At 73.0% G+C, this 23,080-nt stretch carries 26 protein-coding genes; 17 read left to right on the top strand and 9 right to left on the bottom strand.

Features of this window, described 5'->3' with window-relative positions:
• From ACYU7L_RS03200 to ACYU7L_RS03140, 13 genes are all read left to right on the top strand, one after another.
• A complete protein-coding gene (locus ACYU7L_RS03200) occupies positions 1 to 981 on the top strand; it encodes a sucrase ferredoxin (protein WP_460793761.1) in 981 nt (326 codons plus the stop codon).
• The gene (locus ACYU7L_RS03195) at positions 978 to 1,862 is read left to right on the top strand and encodes a hypothetical protein (protein ID WP_460793760.1); all 885 of its coding nucleotides are present in this window, start codon (positions 978 to 980) and stop codon (positions 1,860 to 1,862) included. The genes ACYU7L_RS03200 and ACYU7L_RS03195 overlap by 4 nt, the downstream gene beginning before the upstream one ends.
• Before the next feature lie 39 nt (positions 1,863 to 1,901).
• A complete protein-coding gene (locus ACYU7L_RS03190; protein ID WP_460793758.1) occupies positions 1,902 to 2,498 on the top strand; it encodes a DinB family protein in 597 nt (198 codons plus the stop codon).
• Positions 2,499 to 2,728: 230 nt separating this feature from the next.
• On the top strand, positions 2,729 to 4,177 hold the full coding sequence (locus tag ACYU7L_RS03185) for an HNH endonuclease signature motif containing protein (protein WP_460793757.1): 1,449 nt from the start codon (positions 2,729 to 2,731) through the stop codon (positions 4,175 to 4,177).
• A 367-nt stretch (positions 4,178 to 4,544) separates the two neighbouring features.
• Positions 4,545 to 4,859, top strand: coding sequence for a hypothetical protein (locus tag ACYU7L_RS03180; protein ID WP_460793756.1), 315 nt, complete (start codon positions 4,545 to 4,547; stop codon positions 4,857 to 4,859).
• 62 nt (positions 4,860 to 4,921) lie between these two features.
• On the top strand, positions 4,922 to 6,001 hold the full coding sequence (locus tag ACYU7L_RS03175) for a cupin domain-containing protein (protein ID WP_460793755.1): 1,080 nt from the start codon (positions 4,922 to 4,924) through the stop codon (positions 5,999 to 6,001).
• Positions 5,998 to 6,918: a sucrase ferredoxin gene (locus ACYU7L_RS03170; RefSeq protein WP_460793753.1), complete on the top strand. Its 921-nt coding sequence runs from the start codon at positions 5,998 to 6,000 to the stop codon at positions 6,916 to 6,918. The genes ACYU7L_RS03175 and ACYU7L_RS03170 overlap by 4 nt, the downstream gene beginning before the upstream one ends.
• A gap of 7 nt (positions 6,919 to 6,925) precedes the next feature.
• A complete protein-coding gene (locus ACYU7L_RS03165) occupies positions 6,926 to 7,741 on the top strand; it encodes a UbiA family prenyltransferase (protein WP_460793752.1) in 816 nt (271 codons plus the stop codon).
• Complete coding sequence (locus tag ACYU7L_RS03160; protein ID WP_460793751.1) at positions 7,738 to 8,919, top strand: NAD(P)/FAD-dependent oxidoreductase; 1,182 nt, start codon at positions 7,738 to 7,740, stop codon at positions 8,917 to 8,919. The genes ACYU7L_RS03165 and ACYU7L_RS03160 overlap by 4 nt, the downstream gene beginning before the upstream one ends.
• Positions 8,920 to 8,930: 11 nt before the next feature.
• Positions 8,931 to 10,004: a type III polyketide synthase gene (locus ACYU7L_RS03155; protein WP_460793750.1), complete on the top strand. Its 1,074-nt coding sequence runs from the start codon at positions 8,931 to 8,933 to the stop codon at positions 10,002 to 10,004.
• Positions 10,001 to 10,537, top strand: coding sequence for an isoprenylcysteine carboxyl methyltransferase family protein (locus ACYU7L_RS03150; protein WP_460793748.1), 537 nt, complete (start codon positions 10,001 to 10,003; stop codon positions 10,535 to 10,537). The genes ACYU7L_RS03155 and ACYU7L_RS03150 overlap by 4 nt, the downstream gene beginning before the upstream one ends.
• Before the next feature lie 6 nt (positions 10,538 to 10,543).
• A complete protein-coding gene (locus ACYU7L_RS03145) occupies positions 10,544 to 11,566 on the top strand; it encodes an NAD(P)/FAD-dependent oxidoreductase (protein ID WP_460793747.1) in 1,023 nt (340 codons plus the stop codon).
• Between the two features lie 95 nt (positions 11,567 to 11,661).
• A complete protein-coding gene (locus ACYU7L_RS03140; protein ID WP_460793746.1) occupies positions 11,662 to 13,038 on the top strand; it encodes a cytochrome P450 in 1,377 nt (458 codons plus the stop codon).
• 4 nt (positions 13,039 to 13,042) lie between these two features.
• On the opposite strand, the gene ACYU7L_RS03135 is transcribed toward ACYU7L_RS03140, so the two are convergent.
• The 8 genes from ACYU7L_RS03135 to ACYU7L_RS03100 all read right to left on the bottom strand — a co-directional run bounded on the left by ACYU7L_RS03135 (position 13,043) and on the right by ACYU7L_RS03100 (position 19,956).
• Positions 13,043 to 13,777: a hypothetical protein gene (locus ACYU7L_RS03135; RefSeq protein WP_460793745.1), complete on the bottom strand. Its 735-nt coding sequence runs from the start codon at positions 13,775 to 13,777 to the stop codon at positions 13,043 to 13,045.
• 70 nt (positions 13,778 to 13,847) lie between these two features.
• Positions 13,848 to 14,177 (bottom strand): hypothetical protein, encoded by a 330-nt coding sequence (locus tag ACYU7L_RS03130; protein ID WP_460793744.1) that lies wholly within the window; start codon positions 14,175 to 14,177, stop codon positions 13,848 to 13,850.
• A 148-nt stretch (positions 14,178 to 14,325) separates the two neighbouring features.
• Positions 14,326 to 15,342 (bottom strand): hypothetical protein, encoded by a 1,017-nt coding sequence (locus tag ACYU7L_RS03125; protein WP_460793743.1) that lies wholly within the window; start codon positions 15,340 to 15,342, stop codon positions 14,326 to 14,328.
• Positions 15,339 to 15,743, bottom strand: coding sequence for a hypothetical protein (locus ACYU7L_RS03120; RefSeq protein WP_460793742.1), 405 nt, complete (start codon positions 15,741 to 15,743; stop codon positions 15,339 to 15,341). The genes ACYU7L_RS03125 and ACYU7L_RS03120 overlap by 4 nt, the downstream gene beginning before the upstream one ends.
• 93 nt (positions 15,744 to 15,836) lie before the next feature.
• Positions 15,837 to 16,979 carry a sulfotransferase family protein gene (locus ACYU7L_RS03115; RefSeq protein ID WP_460793741.1) on the bottom strand — a complete coding sequence of 381 codons (1,143 nt, stop codon included), beginning with the start codon at positions 16,977 to 16,979 and terminating at the stop codon, positions 15,837 to 15,839.
• 69 nt (positions 16,980 to 17,048) lie between these two features.
• Positions 17,049 to 17,858 carry an SDR family oxidoreductase gene (locus ACYU7L_RS03110; RefSeq protein ID WP_460793740.1) on the bottom strand — a complete coding sequence of 270 codons (810 nt, stop codon included), beginning with the start codon at positions 17,856 to 17,858 and terminating at the stop codon, positions 17,049 to 17,051.
• Positions 17,855 to 19,084 carry a hypothetical protein gene (locus tag ACYU7L_RS03105; RefSeq protein ID WP_460793739.1) on the bottom strand — a complete coding sequence of 410 codons (1,230 nt, stop codon included), beginning with the start codon at positions 19,082 to 19,084 and terminating at the stop codon, positions 17,855 to 17,857. The genes ACYU7L_RS03110 and ACYU7L_RS03105 overlap by 4 nt, the downstream gene beginning before the upstream one ends.
• A complete protein-coding gene (locus tag ACYU7L_RS03100) occupies positions 19,084 to 19,956 on the bottom strand; it encodes a TIGR03619 family F420-dependent LLM class oxidoreductase (protein ID WP_460793737.1) in 873 nt (290 codons plus the stop codon). Before ACYU7L_RS03100 ends, ACYU7L_RS03105 begins: the two co-directional genes overlap by 1 nt.
• A 97-nt stretch (positions 19,957 to 20,053) precedes the next feature.
• Between ACYU7L_RS03100 and ACYU7L_RS03095 the strand changes: the two genes are divergently transcribed.
• The 3 genes from ACYU7L_RS03095 to ACYU7L_RS03085 all read left to right on the top strand — a co-directional run bounded on the left by ACYU7L_RS03095 (position 20,054) and on the right by ACYU7L_RS03085 (position 21,654).
• On the top strand, positions 20,054 to 20,482 hold the full coding sequence (locus tag ACYU7L_RS03095; protein WP_460793736.1) for a nuclear transport factor 2 family protein: 429 nt from the start codon (positions 20,054 to 20,056) through the stop codon (positions 20,480 to 20,482).
• On the top strand, positions 20,482 to 20,961 hold the full coding sequence (locus tag ACYU7L_RS03090) for a nitroreductase family deazaflavin-dependent oxidoreductase (protein WP_460793735.1): 480 nt from the start codon (positions 20,482 to 20,484) through the stop codon (positions 20,959 to 20,961). Before ACYU7L_RS03095 ends, ACYU7L_RS03090 begins: the two co-directional genes overlap by 1 nt.
• A gap of 129 nt (positions 20,962 to 21,090) precedes the next feature.
• Positions 21,091 to 21,654, top strand: coding sequence for a hypothetical protein (locus tag ACYU7L_RS03085; protein WP_460793734.1), 564 nt, complete (start codon positions 21,091 to 21,093; stop codon positions 21,652 to 21,654).
• Here the strand turns inward: ACYU7L_RS03085 and ACYU7L_RS03080 are convergent.
• Entirely contained in the window at positions 21,641 to 22,537 is an 897-nt protein-coding gene (locus ACYU7L_RS03080; protein WP_460793733.1) for an EamA family transporter, read from the bottom strand. The two genes, ACYU7L_RS03085 and ACYU7L_RS03080, sit on opposite strands and share 14 nt — an antisense overlap.
• Before the next feature lie 40 nt (positions 22,538 to 22,577).
• On the opposite strand from ACYU7L_RS03080, the gene ACYU7L_RS03075 reads away from it, so the two are divergent.
• Positions 22,578 to 23,080, top strand: a 503-nt coding sequence (locus tag ACYU7L_RS03075) for a MarR family winged helix-turn-helix transcriptional regulator (RefSeq protein WP_460793732.1), incomplete at its 3' end; no start/stop codon positions are given.

Here is a 23,080-nt window from a genome sequence, read left to right as displayed (position 1 = left end):
ATGAGTGACCTGACCCCTGCCGGCCCAACTTCTGGCGGCCCAGTTTCTGTCGGCCCGGCTTCCGCCGATCCCGCGCCCTCCGCGTTCCGGTGCTCGGCCGCGAGCGCCGGGGACGCCGAGCCACTGGCGGGGACCGCGCCCACCGACACCGCCTGGCTGCTGGTCGAGCACGCGGGGCCGTGGGGGCGCCAGGCGGTCGCGGAGAGCCGGCTCCCCGCGGAGGTCCGGGCGTTCCTGGGCGGGCTCGCGGACGTGCGGGTGCAGCTGATCCGCCGGCACGCGGGCGCCGTGTCGTCCGGGGTCCGGGTGTTCGCTGGGGTCCTCGGGCCCGAGGGGGCGCAGGTGGAGACCGCGCTGCTCGACGACGTGTCCCGGCTGCTGGACCTCGACGTGGCGGGGCTCGCCGCGGGACGGCTGCCGGGGGCGGCCGCCGGCTTCGCGCCGTACGACGAGGGGCTGTGGCTGGTCTGCACCAACGGCCGCCGCGACCTGTGCTGCGCCGACCTCGGCCGGCCGGTGACGGCGGTGCTGTGCGAGCGCTGGCCGGAGCAGACCTGGGAGACCTCGCACCTGGGCGGACACCGGTTCGCCGCGACGCTGCTCGCCCTTCCCTCGGGCGTCGCGCTGGGCCGGCTCGATCCGGTGTCGGCGGTGGAGGCGTGTGCCGAGCTGGCCGACGGTGAGCATCCTGGGGCGTGGTCGCGAGGGCGGGCTGGAGTGTCGGGCGCCGCCCAGGTGGCCGAGGTGCACGTGCGCGAGCAGCTCGGGGTGAGCGCGCTGGGGGCGGTGCGGGTCGTGGACGTCGCCGCGACAGGTCGCGAGGCGGAGTCGGCCGTGACGGTGGAGGTGGCCGGCGAGCCGTGGCGCGTGGTCGTGCGCACCGGTGTAGGTGCGGCGCAGCGCCAGTCCTGCGCGGACCTGAAGACCAAGCCGGCCGCGACGTACGACGTGGTCTCCTGCCAGCCGGCGGACCTCGGATGAGACGCACCCGGCTGGCCTTCAACCAGGCCGGTGAGGGATGGCACCTGCGGCCGTTGCGGGACAGGGTCTTCCGTGGGCTCGGGGTCGTTGCCGCGGTGCTGTTCGGGAGCGCCGCGCTGCTGGCTCTGCTGGCGGGACGGGTGATGGGTGCGGTCGTGCTGGGCGGGCTGGCGTTCGCCTTCGGTGTCATCCCGTACGCCGACCGGCGCAGGCCGCTGGAGCCTCGGCTGTGGACGGGGCCCGTCGGGGTGGCCCGGAAGGGTGAGCACCGCACCGGGCTGCTGCTGCCGGTGCAGCCGATGAAGGCGACGGTGCTGGCGGTGATCGGGGTCCTCGCCGTGGTCTCCCTCGCGATGGCCGGGTGGATGGCCGCGGAGCTGGTCCGGGGACGGGAGTGGGTGCTCCTGGTCGGGATCCTCCTGCTCGGCGGCGTGGGCCTGCTCTTCGCCGCCGGGACCATCGGCGGCCTGCGCTCGCGTCGTACGCCGGACAAGGGGGTGGTGCTGCTGCCCGACGGCGTGCTGCTGCGGACCCGCACCGACCCCGAGCTCCTGGGCTGGGACGAGATCGCCGCGGTGCGGGCGCACTGGACCCGCCTCGCACGGGTCTGGCCGCCGATGCCGGACGACCAGATCCGCAACTGGCTCACCTTCGAGCGCACTCCTCTGTCTGCCGCCCACGCCCGCCGCGACCAGCTGGCGTTGCTGTCGGGGAGCCCCAGCCCCTCGGTGGCGGTGGAGGACCTGGCGATGGACCCGCACGTCGTGCTCGAGGCCGCTCAGTACTACCTCGCCACGCCGGCGGCGCGGGGAGAGCTCGCCGGGGAGCAGGCGCTGGCCCGGCTGCGGACCTTCGGCCGGACCCGGCGCCGGTCGCGATAGCCGGTTGACCGTCCGACCTCACGAGGTCAGGCTGGGGGCATGCCGGACGTGGACGTCAAGACCGATCTGCACCGCTATCTTCAACAGGCGCGCGACGCGCTCGTGTGGAAGCTCGACGGGCTGTCGGAGTACGACGCGCGCCGGCCGCTCACACCCACGGGGACCAATCTGCTGGGGCTGGTGAAGCACGTGGCATCGGTGGAGCTCGGGTACTTCGGGGAGACCTTCGGCCGGCCCTCCGGCGAGCCGCTGCCCTGGCTGGAGGACGACGCCGAGCCCAACGCCGACATGTGGGCCACTGCGGAGGAGTCCCGCGAGGACGTCCTCGGTCTCTATCGCCGCGCCTGGGCGCACGCGGACGCGACCATCGACGCGCTCGACCTCGACTCGCTCGGCCGGGTCCCCTGGTGGGGAGAGGGGCGCAACGAGGTCAGCCTGCACCTCGTCCTCGTGCACATGATCGCCGAGACCCACCGTCACGCCGGGCACGCCGACATCGTCCGCGAGCTCATCGACGGCGCCGCGGGGGTGCGCCCCGAGAACGACAACCTGGGGATCCCCGAGGGGGAGACGTGGGAGACCTATCGGGAGCGGTTGGAACAGGCGGCGAAGCAGGCGGACCAGGCTGGAGCCTGAGGCGCGCGCAGCCGGTTCGGTGGTCGAGCAGGTTGCGTAGCCCCGCTCGTTGGTCGAGCAGGTTGCGCAGCCCCTCGGTGGTCGAGCAGGTTGCGCCGCCGGGTTTGTTGGTCGAGCAGGTTGCGTAGCAACCGACGTCGAGACCCACCCGTGAACAAAGTTCTCCACAGTTAGCGCGTCGCGCCGCTTCTATCCCTGGGACTGTCGGTGGTCGCTGCTGCAATAGATCCATGACCCAGACAGCCACCCCCGACACCGCCGCCGCGGTGCTGGAGGTCGCGCGCGTCCGTCGCGCGATGGCTGACCGTGCGGAGGCAGAGCAGCTGCAAGCCGCCGTGGACTGGGCCGCGATGCACTCGGTCGACTCCCTCGCCGACGCCGCGCTGGCCCACGACGGCTACGGCGACCGAGGCCTCCCCATCGCTGGCGAGGGTGCCCCGTTGGTGGCGGAGTTCGCGATCACCGAGTTCGCCCTGGCCGTGGGCATGTCCACCGACGCCGGTGGCCGGTACGTCGGCCAGGCCGTGGAGCTCAGGTATCGCCTCCCGAAGGTGTGGGCGCGGGTCTGCTCTGGTGACTTGGTGGCGTGGAAGGCCCGCCGCATCGCCGACGCCACCATGAGTCTCGTCCCCGAGGGTGCGGCGTTCGTGGACCGTCACGTCGCCTCGGTGGCTCACAAGATCGGCATCGCCGCGCTGGACCGGTTGATCGAGGAGGCCCGGGTCCAGTTTCAGCCCGAGGACGCCGAGCAACGCCGCCGCAACGCGGCTGACGGCCGGTGCTTCGATGTGGACACCGACCAGGTGTCCTACGAGGGCACCATGCAGGTCCGTGGCGAGCTGGATATCGCGGACGCGATGGACCTCGACGCCGCTGTCACCGCAGGTGCCGAAGCCCAGCGTGCCCTGGGCTCGGAGGAGCCCCTCGATGCGCGTCGGGCGAAGGCGGTCGCGGACCTCGCCCGCCGGCAGCTCGCGTTCGACCTCAACGACACCTCCGACGAATCCACCGACAGCGACAACCAGCGCGAGCCCACCACCGCCGACGACGACGCGACACCGGGTCATCGCGGTGGACCCGACTCACCCAGTGCTCCGGATCAACCGCGCTCCCCGGCTCGCCGTCCGCGTCAGGTGGTGCTCTACGTCCACCTCTCCCACGACGCCCTGCGCGCCCGGAGCCTCGATGACGACGGCGTCCGCCTCGCCCGGGTGGAGAACACCCGCTCCTTCGTGTCCGTCGATCAGGTCCGCGACTGGTGCGCCAACCCCGACACCCAGATCACCGTGAAGCCGGTCATCGATCTCGAGGACCACGTCCACGTCGGCGCCTACGAGGTCCCCGACCGCCTCGTCGAACGCATCGGGTTGATCAACCACAACTGTGTGTTCCCGTGGTGCACCCGACCAGCCCGCAAGCTCAAGCCTGATGGGCATCGTGCGGATTGCGACCACGTTCGAGAACACTCGGCCGGCGGAGATACGTGTTCGTGCAATGTCGCCCCGCTATGCCGGCGGCATCACCGGCACAAGACCCACAGCCCGTGGTCCTACACCGTCATCGACCCCGGCACGTTCCTGTGGACCAGCCCGCAGGGGTATCAGTACCTGCGCGATCACACCGGGACGCTCGACGTGACCCGCGACCGGGCCCGCGCCGTACCTCCGCCCGACCAGTAGCTGCACCGCCCCGGACCCCGTCGTAGGCAGCATCCGGCGGGGGCTTCGGCGCGTCTACGGGTGGGGTCTCGACGTCGGTTGCTGCGCAACCTGCTCGACCACCGAACGGGGGTGCTCGGCCAGCGGACGGGGGGCGCCCTGCTCGACCAGCGGGTGGGGGTGCGCCACCTGCTCGACCCCCGACTCGGACGGGGCCGCGGCGATTCTTCACCCACGGTCCTCCCCTGGGGCTGGCGTGATTCTGCTGGGGCTGGGTAAATGGCTGAGGTCGGCCCGGGGACGCGACCAAGCCGGTCGCCGCCCGGGCCCTCGCCGTACGACGAAGCATGAGCACGGCGGAACCTCCGCCGCGAGCAGAGGAGGACGCATGACAGGTTCACTGAGCGACGACGAGATCACCACCGGCACCGTCGGTACCCCGCAGGCGACGTCGATGCCGAGCCCGGCCGACGCGGACGGTCAGGACCGCGCCGACGCGGACGGGACCGACGGGGGCGACTCCGACGGCACGGACTCCGACGGCACCGATGGCGACGCCACCGACACGACCGACGGCGACACCACCGACTCCGACGGCACCGACGGGGGCGACTCCGACGGCACGGACTCCGACGGCACCGACGGCGACGCCAAGGACACAACCGACGGGGACACGACCGACTCCGACGGGACCGACTCCTGAGCGCGCTCGACCTGCTGAGCGGTGACGCCCAGACCTTCCTTACCAAGGTCTGGGCGTCCCGCGTGCACCTGCACCGCACCGACCCCGAGCGGCTGGTGGGGCTGCTGTCGTTCGACGACGTCGACCACCTGCTCACCGAGACCGCGATCCGCACGCCCGCCGTACGTCTCGCGCGCGACGGCAAGGTGCTGCCCGAGTCCGAGTTCACCCGTGGCGCCACGCTCGCCGGGCGGCCGCTGACCGGGCTGGTCGACCCGCGCAAGGTCCTGCGGCTCTTCGACGAGGGCGCCACGATCGTGCTGCAGGGGCTGCACCGCTACTGGGCGCCGCTGACCGAGCTGGTCGCCGAGCTCGAGAACGAGCTGGGCCACCCCTGCCAGGCCAACGCCTATCTCACCCCGCCCGGCTCCCAGGGCTTCGCCGTCCACTCCGACAGCCACGACGTCTTCGTGTTCCAGACCCACGGCGCCAAGCGCTGGGAGGTCCACACCGACGACGGCGTCGAGGACGTGCTGCTCGAGCCCGGGTTGAGCATGTACCTCCCCACCGGCACTCCCCACGCCGCCCGCGCCCAGGACACCGTCTCGCTGCACGTCACGCTCGGCATCAACCAGCTCACCTGGCGCGGCCTGGTCGGGCGCACGGTGCGGCCGCTGCTGGACGCGGTGCCCGACGAGCATCTTCCCGCGGGCTACCTCGAGCACCCCGAGTCGCTGCGCGACCAGCTGGCCGAGCGCCTTGAGCAGCTCGCCGAGCAGGTACGGCGCGCCGACGCCGGCGCCGCGGTCGAGAGCGAGGTGCAGCGCTTCCTCACCGGTCGCAGCCCGCGCGTGCCTGGCGGACTCAAGGACGTGCTCGCCGCGCGTGAGCTGAGCGACACCACGCTGCTGCGCCGCCGGGCCGCACACCCCTACGTGTTCGTCGACGCCCCCGCGGACCCCGACACCCGCGACGAGAGGGTCCGGGTGCTGCTGGGCGACCGCTATCTCGACCTGCCCGCCCGGATCCGTCCGGCGCTCAAGGAGGTCCGCGCTCGCACCGAGCTGCGGCCCGTCGACCTGGCCGCCCATCTCGACGAGCCCGGTCGGTCGGTGCTGTGTCGGCGCCTGGTCCGGGAGGGGCTGCTCGAGGTCGTCGGGTGAGACGTGAGCCCGCGCTCCGCGACGCCGCCTTCCGCTGCGCGGCGACCAGTCTGCTGCGCGACGAGGACCTGGCGGGCACCGCCTCGACGGTCCGCGCCTTCCTCCTCGTGGAGGTCCCCGGCCCGTGGGGAGTCGACGCGCTGCGCGACTGCAGGCTGCCGGAGGACGTGCGCACCGGACTCGGGCGCCGGGCCGGCGGGGCCGGGGTGCGCGTCCTGCTGATCCGGCGACCGGGACGGCCCGCCCCGACGTCCGGCCACCGCGTCTTCGCCGTCCACGCCGACGCGGTCGACCCGTGGATCGAGACGACCGTCGTCGGCGATCCGGCGGAGCTGCTGACCCTCGACCTCGACGCCCTCGCCGCCGGCCGCTCGCCCGGCCTCACGCCGTACGACGCGAGCGTGCTCGCCGTGTGCACCCACGGGCGCCACGACGTCTGCTGTGCCGAGCGGGGGCGGCCGGTCGCCGCTGCGCTGGCCCAGGCTCACCCCGAGGAGACCTGGGAGGTCTCCCACATCGGGGGCGACCGGTTCGCCGCCAACATGGTGGTGCTCCCGCACGGGCTCTACTACGGCCGGCTCGACGAGCGCTCCGCCCTCGCGATCGCCGGCGGGCACCTCGCCGGCGAGCTGGACCTAGACCACCTGCGCGGACGCTCCGGGCTCCCGATGCCGGTGCAGGCCGCCGAGATCGCCCTGCGCCGTCGGCTCGGCGTGACCCGCGACGCGGACGTCCGCCGGCTCCGCTCGCGTCGTACCGACCAGGTGACGACGGCCGACTTCGCCCTCGCCGGAGGCGAGTGGACCGTGGAGGTGCGGACCACTCCGGGAGACAAGCCGCGCCGCCTCACCTGCGGCGCCACGCGCGACAACCCGGTGCCGCGCCACGACGTCCTCACGGTCACGAGCCGGTCATGAGCCGGTCATGAGTCGGGACAGGGGCGGGGCCGGCGGTGTCGCCCTCCTGCGCGCGGCCCACCCCGGGCCGGCGGTAGCGGTCACCGCGCTGGGCGGCCTGCTCGCGGCCGCCGCCGGCGCGTCCCCGGGCCGGGTGGCTCTCGTCGTCGCCGCGGTCCTCGCCGGCCAGCTCTCCATCGGCTGGTCCAACGACCTGATCGACGCCGCGCGCGATCGCCGGGTGGGGCGGACCGACAAGCCGATCGCCACCGGCGAGCTCGACGAGCGTCTGGTGCGCGCGGCCTGTGCGCTGTCCCTGCTGGCCGCCCTCCCGCTCTCGTTCGCCTGCGGTCTGGCGGCGGGCTCGGTGCACCTGGTCACGATCGCCGCCGGGTGGGCCTACAACCTCGGCCTCAAGTCGACGGTCCTCTCGTGGCTGCCCTACGCCGTCGCGTTCGCCGCGCTGCCGGTCTTCGTCTCCCTGGCCGTCGACGACGTCGTACCGCCCGGCTGGATGCCGCTGGCCGGTGCGCTGCTCGGCGTCGGCGCCCATCTGGTCAACGTGCTCCCCGACCTCGAGGACGACGCCGCCACGGGAGTCCGCGGGCTGCCGCACCGGATCGGAGCCCGCTGGACGGCTCCGGTCGCCGTCGCCGTGCTCGCCCTTGCCTCGGTGGTGATCGTGGTCGGCGCGCCGGTCGACTCCTGGCCGGTGGCCGTCACGGCCCTGGGCCTCGTGGCCGCGCTCGCCGTGCTGGCGCTGGTGGGCGACGGCCGGGCCCCCTTCCGGGCGGCGGTCGGCATCGCGCTCGTGGACGTGGTGATGTTCGGGTGGGCCCGATGAGCGCCCCCCATCCCCAGGAGGCCTGGGACCTGATCGTGGTCGGCGCCGGACCGGCCGGGTCCGCGGCCGCCCTGGCCGCCCTGGCCCAGGACCCGAAGATGCGGGTGCTGCTGCTCGACCGCGCCGACTTCCCCCGCGACAAGTGCTGCGGCGACGGCATCGCGCCGCACGTCGTCGACGCGCTGAGCCAGGTCGGTGCGGGCGACGTGGTCGAGGGCTGGACGCCGCTGCGGACCCTGGAGCTGGCCCGCGGCGAGTCCCACGTCGCCGGCCGGCTCGCGCGACCGGTCTGGGTGATCCCGCGCGAGGTCTTCGACGCCCGCCTCGTCGAGCGGGCCGTGGCCGAGGGCGCCGTGCTGCGCCGCCACCGCGTCTCGCACGTGACCCCCTGGCCCGACCGCGTGGACGTCGACGAGTTCAGCGCCCCCGTCGTCATCGGCGCCGACGGCGCGCACTCGCTGGTCCGCGCGGCCGCGGGCGTCCCGGCCGTCGGGCGTCGTGCCCTGGCCCTGCGGGGCTATGCGCCCACGCCGCCGGAGCGACGCGGCACCCAGGTGATCCGGTACGGCGATCGCCGGCAGCCGTCGTACGCCTGGGCGTTCGACCGCGGCGACGGCCTCTCCAACGTCGGGTACGGCGAGCTGATCGGCGCGGGCGACCCGCCCTCGCGGGCGCTGCTCCTCGACGAGCTCGAGCGCCTGCTGCCCGGCACGGTGGCGGGCGGCACCCGCTGGCGGGGCCACCACCTCCCCCTCTCCGGCTGGCGCTGGCCGCAGCCCGACGGCAGGGTGCTGCTCGCCGGCGACGCTGCGGGCCTGATCAACCCGATGACCGGAGAGGGCATCTACTACGCCGTCGCCACCGGCATCGCGGCGGGCCGCGCGGCCGCACGGGCCCGGGGGACGGGAGCACCCGAGCAGGCCGGCGCGGACCACCGGCGCCGGGTCCGGGCGCTGCTCGGCACCCACCTGCGCCATACCTGGGTCGCCTCGCGGCTGTCGACGGTGCCGGCCGTCGTCGACGCAGGCATCCGTGCGGCCGCCCGCAACGAATACGTCTTCGACGACCTCGTCGAGATCGGTCTCGGAGACGGCCGGATCACCCCTCGGCTCGCGGGCGGACTGCTCGCGGGCCTCGTCCCTCGCACGCGGGCGCCGCTCGCGGGTCGCACCGGTTGAAGGAGCAGCACATGGAGATCCTCTCGGTCCGCGGGGCCCTGCCCCCGCACCGCTATCCCCAGCAGGAGATCACCGACGCCTTCGCCGGGGTCATCGCGCAGGGCGGCGGCCTCGACGAGCGGCTGCTGCGCCGCTTCCACGCCAACGCCGGCGTCGAGCACCGCAGCCTCGCGCTCCCCCTCGAGCGCTATGCCGAGCTCGGCGACTTCGGGCACTCCAACGACCTCTTCATCGAGACCGCCGTGGAGCTCGGGTCCCGCGCGCTCACCGACGCCCTCAAGGCCGCCGGGCTCACGCCCACCGACGTCGACCTGGTCGTCTCGGCGACCGTGACCGGGCTCGCCGTCCCCAGCCTCGAGGCGCGCATCGCCTCCGCCATCGGTCTGCGTCCCGACGTGAAGCGGCTCCCGCTGGTCGGGCTCGGCTGCGTCGCGGGGGCCGCCGGCATCGCCCGGCTGCACGACTACCTCGTCGGCCATCCCGACGAGGTGGCGGTGCTCGTCGCGGTGGAGCTGTGCTCGCTGACCGTGCAGCGTGACGACGTCTCGGTGCCCAACCTGGTCGCGAGCGGCCTGTTCGGCGACGGCGCCTCGGCCGTCGTCGCGCGGGGCGGGCGCGGGCGCGAGTCGCGGGGTCCCGTGCAGGTGCTCGCCAGCCGCAGCCGGCTCTACCCCGACTCCGAGCGGACGATGGGCTTCGACGTGACGTCGGGCGGCCTGCGGATCGTGCTGGACTCGTCGGTGCCGGACGTGGTCGGGCACTACCTGCGCGAGGACGTCGACGGCTTCCTCGCCGAGCACGGCCTGACCCGCGCCGACATCGGCTGGTGGGTCTGCCACCCCGGCGGCCCGAAGGTCATCGAGGCGCTCGAGGGCGCGCTCGAGGTGCCCCGTGACGCCGTCCAGCTGACCTGGGACTCCCTCGCGCGGATCGGCAACCTCTCCTCGGCCTCGGTGCTGCACGTCCTCGAGGACACCCTCCGCGAGCGCCCACCCGCCCCCGGGTCGTACGGCGTGCTGCTCGCGATGGGCCCCGGCTTCTGCTCCGAGCTGGTGCTGCTCCGCGCCCCGGAGGCCCCGGCATGACCACCCTCACCGCCTTCACGGTCATCGTCGCGCTCGTCGGCCTGGAGCGCGTCGCCGAGCTCGTGGTGAGCAAGCGCAACGCGGCCTGGAGCCTGGAGCGCGGCGGGCGCGAGACCGGGCAGGGGCACTACCCGGTGATGGTCGTGCTGCACACCGGCCTGCTCGTCGGTGCGCTGGCCGAGGCCTGGATCCGCCGGCCCGAGGTCGCGCCGGTCCTGGCGTGGTCGATGCTCGCGCTGGTCGTCGCGTCGCAGGCGCTGCGCTGGTGGTGCATCACCACGCTGGGCCGGCGCTGGAACACCCGCGTGATCGTGGTCCCCGGGCTCCCCCCGGTGACCGGCGGGCCCTATCGGCGGATCCCGCACCCCAACTACGTCGCCGTGGTCGTCGAGGGCGCCGCGCTGCCGCTCGTGCACGGCGCCTGGATCACCGCGCTGGTGTTCACGGTGCTCAACGCGGTGCTGCTGACCGTGCGGATCCGGGTGGAGAACGCCGCGCTGGCCACGCTGCCCCAGCCTGCCGCTCACGGGTGAGTGGCTGTGCGTGACCTGATCGTCGCCGGCGGGGGACCCATCGGCCTCGCGACCGCGCTGTACGCCGCGCGCTCAGGCCTCGACGTCGTCGTCCGCGAGCCGCGCGAGGGCGTGATCGACAAGGCCTGCGGCGAGGGGTTGATGCCGGGAGCGGTGGCGGCGCTGGCCGAGCTCGGCGTGGACCCCGCGGGGCGTCCGATCGACGGGATCCGCTACCTCGACGGGACCCGCCGGGCCGAGGCGTCGTTCCGGCACGGGCCCGGGCGCGGCGTCCGCCGTACCGTCCTGCACGCGGCACTGCGCGACGCGGCGCTCGCGGCCGGCGTCGCCATCGAGTCGGAGGCGGTCCGCGAGGTCCGCCAGCTGGGGGACCACGTCGTCGTGGACGGGGACCCGGCTCGCCACCTGGTCGCGGCCGATGGGCTGCACTCACCGGTACGACGGATGCTGGGGCTGGACGCGCCGGTGCCGGGCGTGCGCCGCTACGGCCTGCGCTGCCACGCCGACGCGGCGCCGTGGAGCTCGTTCGTCGAGGTGCACTGGTCGCACACCGCCGAGGCCTACGTGACGCCGGTGGGTGAGCGCCTGGTGGGGATCGCCGTGCTGGGCGGGCGTGGGCGGCGGCTGGAGGAGTCGTTGCGAGAGTTCCCCGAGCTGGCCGAGCGACTCTCCGGCGCGGAGCTGACCCGCACCCGTGGCGCCGGGCCGCTGCGCCAGCGGGCGCGCAGCCGGGTCGCCGGGCGGGTGCTGTTGGTGGGGGACGCGGCCGGCTATGTCGACGCCCTTACCGGTGAGGGCATCTCGCTGGGGCTGGCGCAGGCCCGGGCGGCCGTGGCTGCGATCGCGGCGGGGCGGCCGAGCGACTACGAGCAGGCCTGGCGGCGGCTCGGTCGCCGGCACGACCTGCTGACCCGGTCCCTGCTGGGCGCCACCCGGCACCGGATGGTCCGCGAGCGGATCGTGCCGCTCGCCGCCGCCTGGCCCGGCGTCTTCTCCGCGGCGGTCGACCAGCTGGCACGCCCGGTCTGACGCCGAGCCGCCGCCCGGGTCGCTACCGTCCGCGCCCGCCGTACTCCTAGTATGTGACGCGGGCCACCGTCTCGGGGTCCGGGAGGAGACGCGCCATGGTGATGACCCAGCAGGAGATGGACGAGCTCACCGACGCGCGCTTCCGCGCCGCCCGGCCGCCGTCGGGCGCTCGGGGCAGGATCCCGCGGTCCGCGCTGCCCCCGGGGCCGGGCTGGCCGTCCCTGCTGCAGACCGTCGGGCTGCTGCGCTTCCGTCACCAGTTCGTCCCCGCGATGCACCGCCGCTACGGCGACACGTTCACGGTGCGGCTGCTGCCGGGCGGGCAACCGCTGGTGCTGTTCACCCGTCCCGAGCACACCAAGGAGATATTCGCGGGCGACCCCGAGGTCTTCCACGCGGGCAAGGGCAACGCGGTGCTCGGCCCGGTCATGGGGCAGCACTCGCTGCTGCTGCAGGACGGCGCCGAGCACAAGCGGGCGCGCAAACTGCTGATGCCGGCCTTCAACGGCCAGGCGCTGCGCGGCTACGAGTCGCTGATCGCCGAGCTGGCCCGCACCGAGGTCGAGTCGTGGACATCGGGGGAGGAGTTCCGCTCGCTCGACCGGATGAACGCGCTCACGCTCGAGGTGATCCTGCGCGTGGTCTTCGGCGTCACCGACGAGGAGCGGCTGCGTCAGATGCGCCCCCGCGTCAACCGCACCGTGGACATCAGCCCGGCGATCCTCTTCGGGTGGTCGGTCCCGCGGCTGCAGGGGATCGGGCCGTGGAAGGCGACGGTCGACAACCAGCGTGAGCTCGACCGGCTGATGTACGCCGAGATCGGCGAGCGCCGCCTCCACGATCTCGAGGGCCGCTCGGACGTGCTCTCGCGACTGATCCAGGTCGGCGAGGACGAGGGCGACTCGCTCAGCGACGCCGAGTTGCGCGACCAGCTGGTGACCCTGCTGCTCGCCGGCCACGAGACCACCGCCACGGCGTTGTCGTGGGCGCTCTACGAGCTCGGCCGCGACTCCCGTCAGCTGGCGCGCGCCCAGGCCGCGGCCGACGCGGGCGAGCACGACTACCTGGACGCCGTGCTCAAGGAGTCGATGCGGCTGCACCCGGTCATCCCGATGGTCGTGCGTCACCTGATGGCGCCGGCGCGGGTCGGTGACTGGGACCTGCCCGCGGGGGTGACCGTGGGCCCTTCGATCCTGCTGACCCACGCCCGCGAGGACAACTACCCGGACCCGGAGGCCTTCCGGCCCGAGCGCTTTCTCGGCCAGAGCCCGGCCACCAACACCTGGATCCCGTTCGGCGGAGGTGTACGACGCTGCATCGGCGCCGGCTTCTCGCTGATGGAGGGCGTCGCGGTGCTGCGTGCGGTGCTGACGACGTACGACGTGGAGGCCGTCGGCGAGGACCGTCCCAAGGTCCGCAACATCACCAGCGTCCCGCGGCGAGGAGCGCCGATCAGGGTCCGGCGACGCTGAGCGGCTAGGACCGAGGCCCACCCGGGCCGTCGGCCGTGGCCTCGTCGAGGAGCCACCAGTCACCGAGCCGTGCTGCGGCGGCGCGCTGGGCGAGGCCACGATCGACCAGGCGGCGCTCGGACAGCGTGTCCAGGACTTCACGCCGCTCATCGAGCAGCGCCTGCTGCTCCGCCTCGGGGAGCGAACGGATGCGCTCGCCGAGCGCACGATGCCGGGCCCCACGCAGGGTGCCGTCCTGCGATCCGACCAGGTGCGCGACCAGCGCCACGGCACCCAGCAGGCCCGTGGCGGCGACAGGCACGGGCATCGGCAGTGTCGCCGGTTCCGGAAGCGAGAGGTAGACCCACATCGTCAAGGGCGCCGCCGTCACTGCCAAGAACGCCGCGGCGATCCCGTAGCCGTCCCTCGGGCGGCCGAGGCGCCACCAATCCGCGAGCGCCCATGCCTGACCTATCGCCGCGATCCAGAAGCAGATCACCGTGACCGTTCGAGCCAGGTCCGGACTCATCGTGTCGGTGCCTGAGAAGACGTCGGCCCCGGAGCTGCCTATCGGCGCCAGCAGGCCCCCCAGCGGCGCGACCAGGGCGATCCCCTTGGCGAGCACGGCGAGGGTGAGAGCCCGCATGGCAGTCCGGAGCGAGGGAGTGTCGTAGGCAAGCTGCCACTCGAGCGACCCCAGTCGCACCCCGTCCTCGAACTCGTCCTCGCGGGCCTGTCGGACTGCGGTGGAGTTGCTCACGGCTCGGTTGTAGCACTGCTCCCCTACGGGTGGGCGGGCAGCTCGGTCGCCCTCGGGGCCACCCGGTGCCCTAGGAGGCGCGGGCCCGGGGATGCGCATCCGCGGGTGGTAGTGCGGTCAGGACCTCCTCGGGGTCGAACCCGGCGGCGACCTCCTCGAAGAGGTCGCAGTAGTCGAGGTAGTCCCCACGCACGACTGTCCCGGTCAGCATCAGGCCCGTGCCCTCCACCACCCAGGCCCACAGGTCGCAGACCAGGTCGTGCCCGCCGTGCGAGTAGGAGAACCGGCGGTAGGCCACCGGGTGGCCGTCGTCGTAGTCGTCCTCGTCCTCGAGGTCGAAGTGGGCCAGGCCCGGCGCCAGGTCCCGCAGCGTCGTCTCCACCCAGTCTTCGAGCGACATCGCGACGGGCTCGGCGACCAGGTTCAGGCCGGGGCGGACCCCACTGGGGCCCGGCTCACGGGGAGACGCGGCCAGCAGGATTCCTGCTTCCTGTCGTGCGCCGTGCGTCCATCCAGGTGGAAGCACGAGAGGCAGATCGGAGTTCTGGTCAGAAGGGGGGATGGCGCGGGGCATGGAGGACCTCCAGGTGGGGTGGGCAGCCGGGCTCGTCGCCCTGGTCAGCGGATTCGGCGGGGGCAACGAGTTCGGTGGGAGCGGGATCGAGGGGGTGGGACTCAGCGAGTTGCGCGTTCGGGCGGCCCTCGTCCAGCACGTGACCACCCAGCACGTGACCACCCAGCACGGGATCACCCAGCACGTGACCACCCAGCGCCGGGCCACCGAGGGTGACCCCGGCGAGCGTCCAGCGGCTGGTCCCACCCGGGGGCCCCGCGGGCGGCCGGTGATCCCTGGCGTCCGGCTCGGGCGGAGGGGCGGGCTGCGCGTGCGTGGCTCTCTGCTGGTCGCCGGATGGAGGCGCGCCCGTGCTGTCCGTGCTGCCCGGCACGTCGGCGTCGGGCACACGGGGTCGGGGCTGCGGCTGAGTCGGTGGCTGGGGCTGGGGCTGCGTCGGGGCATCCTCGACCGGCGGAAGGAACAGCCCCGACGGGATGCCGGGGACCATGTCCTCGCCCAGCTCGATGGCATAGGAGGCGAGCGTCGCGCGCCACTCGTCCTGCGCCTCCTTCTCGTCCTTGCGGGCCTGACGCACCAGATCCGCGGCGTCGCGATAGGCCAGTCGGCGCGCACGGACGAGGTGGGGGTCGTCGCCGTCCTCGTCGACCGGCTCCCGGATCCGGTCGCCGCGCAGGAGGTCGTAGGGCTCGACGAGGTCGCGTGCCCGGTCCATCCGGTCCCTGACGTCCTCGATGGCGCCGGCCAGCTCGTCGAGGCCGCGACCGAGCCTGGCGACGCACCGCGACAGCATCTCGGCGTCGTTCGCCGAGGTCGTGACCCGCTCGCGGTAGGCCAGCCCCGCGCCTCCGTCGAGGCCGTCGACCGAGCGGTGTCGCTCCCGGACGAGACAGTCGGCCGCGTCGGCGATGGCCTGGCTGGTGCGCGTCAGCTGGCGGGCCGTACGGCGGCAGGGGCCCGCCCGGCCGTCGACGCGCAGGGAGATGCTCATCCCCCGGACCCATCAGACTCAGCACCGCCGGACTCAGCACCGCCGGACTCAGCACCGCCGGACTCAGCACCGCCGGACTCAGCACCGCCGGACTCAGCCCCGCCGGACTCAGCACCGTCGGACAGAGGGTCCTCCCAGGGCAGGCACTGGAAGCCGGGGCGGATCTGGGCGTCGTCGGTGCGCCAGAAGTCGTCGCAGGTGTCGACCACGCCGGTGGCGATCCGCGCCAGGTCTCGCTCGAGCTGGCGACAGGCCCTGGCGACGGTGTCCAGCCCGGTGGAGGTCTCGGCGGACGAGGCTCCCGTGTCGGGGTGGTGCAGGGGGAGCTCGTCGAGCACCGCCTCCCGGTGGGAGGACAGGCGGCGGGCCGCGCCCTGCATCCGTCCGTAGTCGATCAGCATGGACACGACGCTAGGAAGCAACGGCCTCGCCGCCAACCCCCACTTCGTCGGCCTGTGGACAACCGCCTGCGGCGGGTGCGCCGAGCGGACGGCTCAGCCCGCGAAGGCGGCGCGCACCTGCTCCTCGCTCAGCCCGTAGTCGGCCAGCGTGTAGGCGTGCGTCGGCTTGCGGTCGCCCTCGCGCGACGCCGCGTCGACGGCCCGGACGGCGTCGGCCACCCCGGGCGTCCAGTCCAGACCGAACGCCTCGTAGATCCCCTGCACCGTCGCTGTCGGGTCGGCCACGAAGTCGCGGTAGTCGATGTCGACGAACTGCTGGGGGCCGTAGGCCGGCCGCGCCTCGTGGAAGGCGTGGAACTCGCGGGTGAGCAGGTCGAGCTGGGTCGCCCCGATGACGTCGCCGGTGAACGTCGTGGACCAGCCGCCCGCGGACGTCGCCGACAGCGAGCAGGCGCTAGCGACCGAGGTCACCGGGTCGCGGTGCATCTGCACGATGAGCGCGTCCGGATAGACCGCCATCAGCGCGTCCAGGGCGACCAGGTGGGAGGGGTTCTTCAGCACCCAGCGGCGGTCGGCGTCGTTGAGCCCGATCAGCTGCAGGTTGGCCTTGTGCCGCTCGTAGGCGTCGGTCCAGTCCTGCTTGGCCAGCCACCCGGCGTACGTCGGCACCAGCGCGACCGACTCGTAGCCGATCGACTTGCCGCTCTGGCGCAGGATCTTCCAGCACTCCTCGACCGTGGAGGCGTCCATGTAGTGGATGCCCATCAGCTCGGGGTTCTCCGCGTTGTGGGCGGCGTAGCCGGCGTTGATCGCTGCGTAGACCGGGTTGTCGTCCCACGTCTCGCGCGGCGGGCGCGGCTGGGGGAACTCCGAGAGCCACAGCTCGATCCCCTGGTGCGAGGGATCCGCGGTCAGCAGGCGGTGCATCGCGGTCGTGCCGGTGCGGGGAAGGCCGAGCACGAAGATCGGCCGCTCGATCGCGACGTCGGCGTACGACCGGTGCTCGGTGAAGCCGGACTGCGACAGCAGCCGGGCCACCAGCGCGCCCTTCACCTGCGCGCGCATCATGAAGTTGCCGACCCCGGTCAGCCCCGCGACGGGGGAGTTGAGGTCGTCGACGAGGATCCGCAGCCCCTCCTCGTGCTCGGTGCCGCCGAAGTCCTCGAGTCCGGTCGAGCGGACGGCGGCCGCCGCGATGTCCTCGAAGCTGCCGACGTCGGCGCGTTCGCGTGCCATGTCTCCTCCGGGTGAGCGTGGGGTGGGGCTGGGCGAGTTGGGGCGGGGCGAGTCGGGGCGGGGGTCTGCCTAGTGGTCGTGGAACTCGCCGCAGTCGACGTTGAGCACGGTGCCGGTGACGGCGCTGGCGAGGTCGCTGGCATAGAAGAGCGCGGTCCGCGCGATCTCGTCGGGGGTGGCCAGTCGCTTCAGGTCGGTGGGTGCCGCCTTCTCGGCGTACACCTCCTCGTGGGTGCGCCCGGTCTCGGAGGCGATCCAGTCGAAGTAGGCCTTGTTGACGTCCTCGTAGATGTAGGACGGCGCGACCGAGTTGACCCGGATCCCGCGCGGGCCGAGCTCGGTGGCGAGCGCCGAGGCGAGGTGGGCGAGCTGGCCCTTGGAGAGCTTGTAGCCCGCGAACTCCGGCTGCGACTGGTAGAGCACCGCGGAGTTGACCATCACGATCGAGCCCCGGGTCTCGGCGAGCGCGTCCGCGAAGAGCGCGGAGAGCCGCAGTGGCGCGTAGACGTTGGTCTCCTGCGCCGCACGCAGCGCCTCGACGTCGAGGGTGGTGAGCGGGTCCATCGGCGGGATCGCGAAGGCGTTGTTGATCAGGCAGTCGACCCGCCCGAACTCGCTCAGCGCGGCGTCGACTAGCGCGGCGCGGGCGCCCTCGTCGGTGATGTCGGTGGGTACGACGAGCGCCCGGCGGCCCAGCTCGCGCACCCGGGTGGCCATCTTCTCGAGTCGCTTCTCGGTGCGGCTGACCAGGACCAGGTCGGCCCCCATCTTGGCGGCCTCCTCGCCCAGCGCGCGGCCGAGCCCGGGGCCGACCCCGGACAGCACGACGACCTTGTCCTGCAGCAGTCCTGCTCCGACGTGGGTCGGTTGAGCGGTCACGACAGCATCCTCCGGGCGACGGCCCGCTGGCGGGCGGTGATCCGGGCGGCGTACTCCTGCGCCGTCACCCGGTTGGAATCGTGGTGCGGCAGCACGCTCGCGAGGTCGTCGAAGCGGACCTTCTCGACGACCGGCCCGTCCTCGGGGCCGAGGTCGCGGGAGAGCTGCTGCCAGCGCAGCATGATCGCGCCGGTGCGGTGGCCCAGCGCCTCGAGCCAGTTGGCGACGCCGGGGTCGCGCTCGCTGATCACGAAGCGCATCACGCCGTCGGGGTCGGTCTGCGCCTGAGCCTTGGTCAGCGACGTCTGGTGGGTCTCGTAGTCGGTGGAGACATACCAGTCCGACCCGATCTGGATCGCCTGATAGGTGCAGTCCGCGCACTCCGGCACGCTCACCACCAGCGCCTCGTCGTCGGCGAGCTCGTAGTGCCCGATCGAGGAGCGCTGCGAGGTCAGCCCTCCCGGCGTCGATCGGGGCGGGGTGAGGGTGTTGACCGGCTCCTTGTACTGGAAGAACTGCGGGAACATGAACCAGGTCTGGATGGTCCCGGTGAGCGTGCGCGCGGCGATCTCGTACTTCTTCGCGAGCCGCGCCCGGGTCAGCGGCGGCGCCGGCACCCCGAGCTGGTCGGTCCGCTCGATCCAGAGCGTGCCGCGCTCCTCGGTGTCCCAGTCGTTGTAGACCTCGCGCACGATCAGCGACGAGGCGCCCGGACCGGAGACGAAGTAGTTGCGCGGCCTCGCCTCCCCCTCGGGCAGCTCGGGGCCGAAGGTCAGCTCGAACGTGCCGCCGTCGTCGAGCTCGATCTCGCGCTCGTCGAACGCCGCCAGCGCGGCCGGGGTGTCGTCGGCGGTGTAGTGGCCGGCCATCACCTGGAACGACAGGTCCGCGGTCGTCCCGCGGCGCCCGCGCACGACGTACGTCGCGGAGTCGTTGATCGTCGCGTGGAAGTAGAGCGCGTCGGGGTTGTCGAGGCCCTGGCGGGAGAACTGGTGGGTGCCGTTGACGAAGAGCGTGCGCCCCGGGTCGTGGCTGAACGCAGCCTGGATCGACATCCGGATCCGGCCCGCGAGGTAGTCGTAGCCCTCCAGCAGGTCCTGCTCGGTGCGGATGAAGTCGGCCGAGCGGATCAGCTCCTCGGCCTGCGCGACGGCGTCGGCGAAGGGCTTGGTGATGCCGGGATCGTCGAAGCCGTGGAGGGCGCCAGCGGGGTCGGGGACAGCCATCAGAGCTTCCGGATGATCTGGTCGGCGTACTTCTCCAGGTCGGCGACCTTCTTGCTCACCGGCTCGTCGTCCTGGCCCTTGATGTAGGGCACCCGGAAGCCGACGATCGCGTCGGTCACGCCCTTGTCCTCGAGGCGGCGGACGCCGTCGAGGGTGTAGGCGTCGTAGGAGATCGCGTGCACCTGGAAGTCGTCGCGGCTGTCGCCCTCGGCCCTGCGGATCTCGGCCAGGCGGCCCAGCAGCCGGTCCAGCTCCTCGCCGTCGCCGCCGGCGTGCATCCAGCCGTCCCCCTTGAGTACGGCGCGGCGCAGCGCGGCGTCGCTGTGGCCGCCGACGAGCAGCGGGATCGGCTCGGTGGGGGCCGGGGTCTGCTTGAGCTCGGGGAAGGAGAAGAACTCGCCGTCGTAGCCGAAGTAGTCGCCGCTGGTCAGGCCGCGCAGGATGTCCATGCACTCGTCCATCCGCTTGCCTCGGCGCGCCCAACCGACGCCCATCGCGATGAAGTCCTCGGGCCACGGCGAGAGGCCGACCCCGAGGGTGAGGCGGTTGCCGGACAGGCAGGCGATCGAGGAGGCCTGCTTGGCGACCAGCACTGGGGGACGCACCGGGAGCTTCAGCACGAACGGCGTGTAGCGCAGCGTGCTGGTCAGTGCGGCCAGGTGGGTCACCAGCGTCATCGTCTCGATGAACGACTTGTCCTCGAGGAACTCGCGGTCGCCGGTGTCGGTGTAGGGGTAGGTCGAGTCCGACTCGCGCGGGTAGATCAGGCTGTCCGCGACCGTCATCGACGTGTAGCCGGCGGCCTCGGCCGCCTGGGCCAGGGGCACATAGTTCTCGACGCGGGTCATCGCCTCGGCGTAGGTGAATCGCATGCCCCGCACCCTAGAACGTGTTCCAGTTCACTGCCATAGTTCTCCCGATGGCCGGGAGGCACCCCGGAGACCCGGATCGATCGAGGCGAGGAGCCACATGGAGCTGCAGGAGATCGGCGACCGACTGGAGATCCAGCAGGTGCTGGTGCGCTACACCCGCGCGATCGACACCGGCGAGTGGGACCGGCTCGACACGGTCTTCACCGCCGACGCCGCGATCGACTACACCGAGAGCGGCGGGATCGCCGACGCCTTTCCGGTGGTGAAGGCCTGGCTGGCGGAGAACCTGCCGATCTTCCCGCGTCGGATGCACACGCTCGGACAGAGCGAGGTCACCTTCGGCGAGGGGGGCGATGTGGCCCGGGTCGCGGCGTACTTCCACAACCCGATGACGCTGCCGCAGCCTGACGGGAGCGACCTGCTGGTCGAGTTCGGCGGGATCTACCACCACGAGATGGTGCGCACCGCCGACGGCTGGCGCAGTCGCCGCCTCCACGAGGAGCTCGTCTGGAAGCGGGGCATGTGATGGCGCTGAAGAAGCGCCCCGGCGGGCTCGACTCGCCGGTGGTCCCGAAGGTGATGAAGCACGTGGGCAGGGCGCACGTCGCGGTCTACCGGCGCACCGGGGGGCGGATCGGCGGGAAGTGGCGGATCGGGTCCGCTCTGCGTCGTCCCGTGCCGATCTGCCTGCTCGAGCACGTCGGACGGACGTCGGGCACGACGTACACGAGCCCGCTGCTCTACCTCCTCGACGGCCCGGACGTCGTGGTGGTCGCCTCGCAGGGCGGGCTGCCCAAGCACCCGCAGTGGTATCGCAATCTGATGGCCGCGCCCGACGCCCGGATCCAGATCGGCCCGCAGGTGCGCGAGATCCGGGCCCGGACCGCCGACGCCGAGGAGCGCCAGCGGCTGTGGCCCCGGCTGGTGGACCTCTACGCCGACTTCGAGTCCTATCAGTCGTGGACCGAGCGGGAGATCCCGGTGGTGGTCTGCTCGCCGCGCTGAGCTGCTCTGCGGGCGTTGGAGGGGCCGCCGGGTGGAGGCGCCGGTTGGCCATCCTTGTCCCGTGCCCGACAATGGTGGGGTAGCGACGGCCAGGGCGCCGTCGGTGTTCCTCCTGGGGGTGTCCTGCGCGTGCGATCCGATGATGACCGTCCCGTCCTGGCCGGCCTGGTCGCGCTGGTCGCGGTCGGCCTGGTCGTCGGTCTCGTGGCCGGCCTCGCCGTGCTCGTCGGCACCCGGATGCTCGGTGTCAACGGCGACGCCGCCGCGTCCACCGGCACCACGGCGGGCGAGACCCTGTACCTGCCCGAGCCTCGGGCGACCGAGCAGGCATCGGGGCCGCTGATCACCCTGGCGCCCGGTGACGAGGAGTCCGAGTCGGGCGGCGAGCCCTCCGACGAGCCCTCCAAGTCGGAGGCGCCCAAGAAGGAGATCACCCTCCAGTCCGGCCAGACGTCGGTGGGCCCGATGTCGCAGATCGACCTCTCGGGTGTCTATCCCAAGGGTGAGGGCGCGATCCTCAAGGTGCAGCGCTTCGAGGAGACCGGCTGGTCCGACTTCGGCGTCACCGCGTCGGTCAGCGGCGGGATCTTCTCGACCTACGTGGAGACCGGTCGCGTGGGGGAGAACCGCTTTCGGATGGTCGACACCGACACCGACCTTGCCTCCAACGAGGTCCGCGTCACGGTGCAGTGACGGTCCGCGCCGGCGCGACTCGGCGTCGCAGCCAGGCGTGGACGCTCGGCTGACCGGCCAGGACCCCGGCGAGCACGAGCGCCACTCCGGCCAGCTGCACCGGCCCGAACGGCTCGCCGGCGAAGGCGACGCCCAGTCCGGTGCCGACGACCGGGTTCAACAGCCCGACCAGCGCCACCGCGCCGGCCTGCATCAGTCGCAGGCCGCGGAACCACACGACGTACGCCAGGGCGGTGCCGACCAGCCCGAGGTAGAGGTAGCCGCCGACGGCCCGGGAGTCGAGGGTGGGCGGGGCGCCCTCCACGATCGCCGCGAGGGGCAGCAGCACCAGTCCGCCGGCGACCAGCTGCCACGAGGTCAGCGTCAGCAGGTCGACCGGGCTCTGCCAGCGCTTGATGAGCACGAAGCCGACCCCCGAGCTGAGGACCGCGCCGGCCGCGGCCAGCACTCCGATGGGGTCCACGACGACCTCCGCGCGCAGCACGAGCAGTGACACCCCGCCGACCCCGACCGCTGCGCCGAGCAGGGAGAGAGCGCGCGGCCGCTCGGCCACCAGGGCCCACGCCAGCATCATCACCACGAGCGGGCTGGCGGCGGTGAGCGTGGCCGCCAGTCCGCCCGGGAGGCGGTAGGCCGCCACGAAGAGCAGCGCGAAGAACCCACCGATGTTGAGCGTGCCGAGCACGGCCGCCCGCCACCACCAGGCGCCGTGCGGCAGCTGGCGTCGTACGGCGAGCAGCAGCAGGCCGACGGGCAGCGCGCGCACGGTCGCGGAGAAGAGAGGGCGGTCGGGCGGCAGGAACGTATCGGTGACGAAGTACGTCGAGCCCCAGGCGAGCGGCGCGATCGCGGTGATCAGGGGAGTGAGGGTTTTATCTTCCATGGAAGACAAATAGTCTTCCGGGGAAGATATATTCCCCTTCATGAGTGACGAGCGCGCGCCGGACCCCGACCACGTCGGACGGATCATGGAGCAGTGGGGTCGCGAGCGCCCCGAGCTCGACGTCAGCCCAATGGCGATCATCGGCCGTCTCCACCGCCTCGCCGACGTGCTCCACGCCGAGCTGCGGCCGGTCTTCGCCCGCGCCGGGCTCAGCGACGGCGACTTCGACGTGCTCGCCACGCTGCGCCGCGCCGGCGCGCCGTACGAGCTGACGGCCGGTGCCATCGGCGCCTCCACGATGGTGACCTCCGGGGCGGTCACCAAGCGCGTCGACCGGCTTGAGGGCGCCGGACTCGTGCATCGGCGGGTCTCCGACGCTGACGCCCGCGGTCGCACCGTCGGTCTGACCCCCGAGGGCAGGGAGCTGGTCGACCGCCTCGCCGAGGCGCACTTCGCCAACGAGCGCCGACTGGTCTCCGGCCTCACTGCCGCAGAACGCGACCAGCTCGCGGCCCTCCTGGAGAGGTGGGGCCGCGAGCTGGG

Source organism: Nocardioides pacificus (genome assembly GCF_054775955.1).
This window is presented reverse-complemented; position numbering and strand designations above follow the sequence as displayed.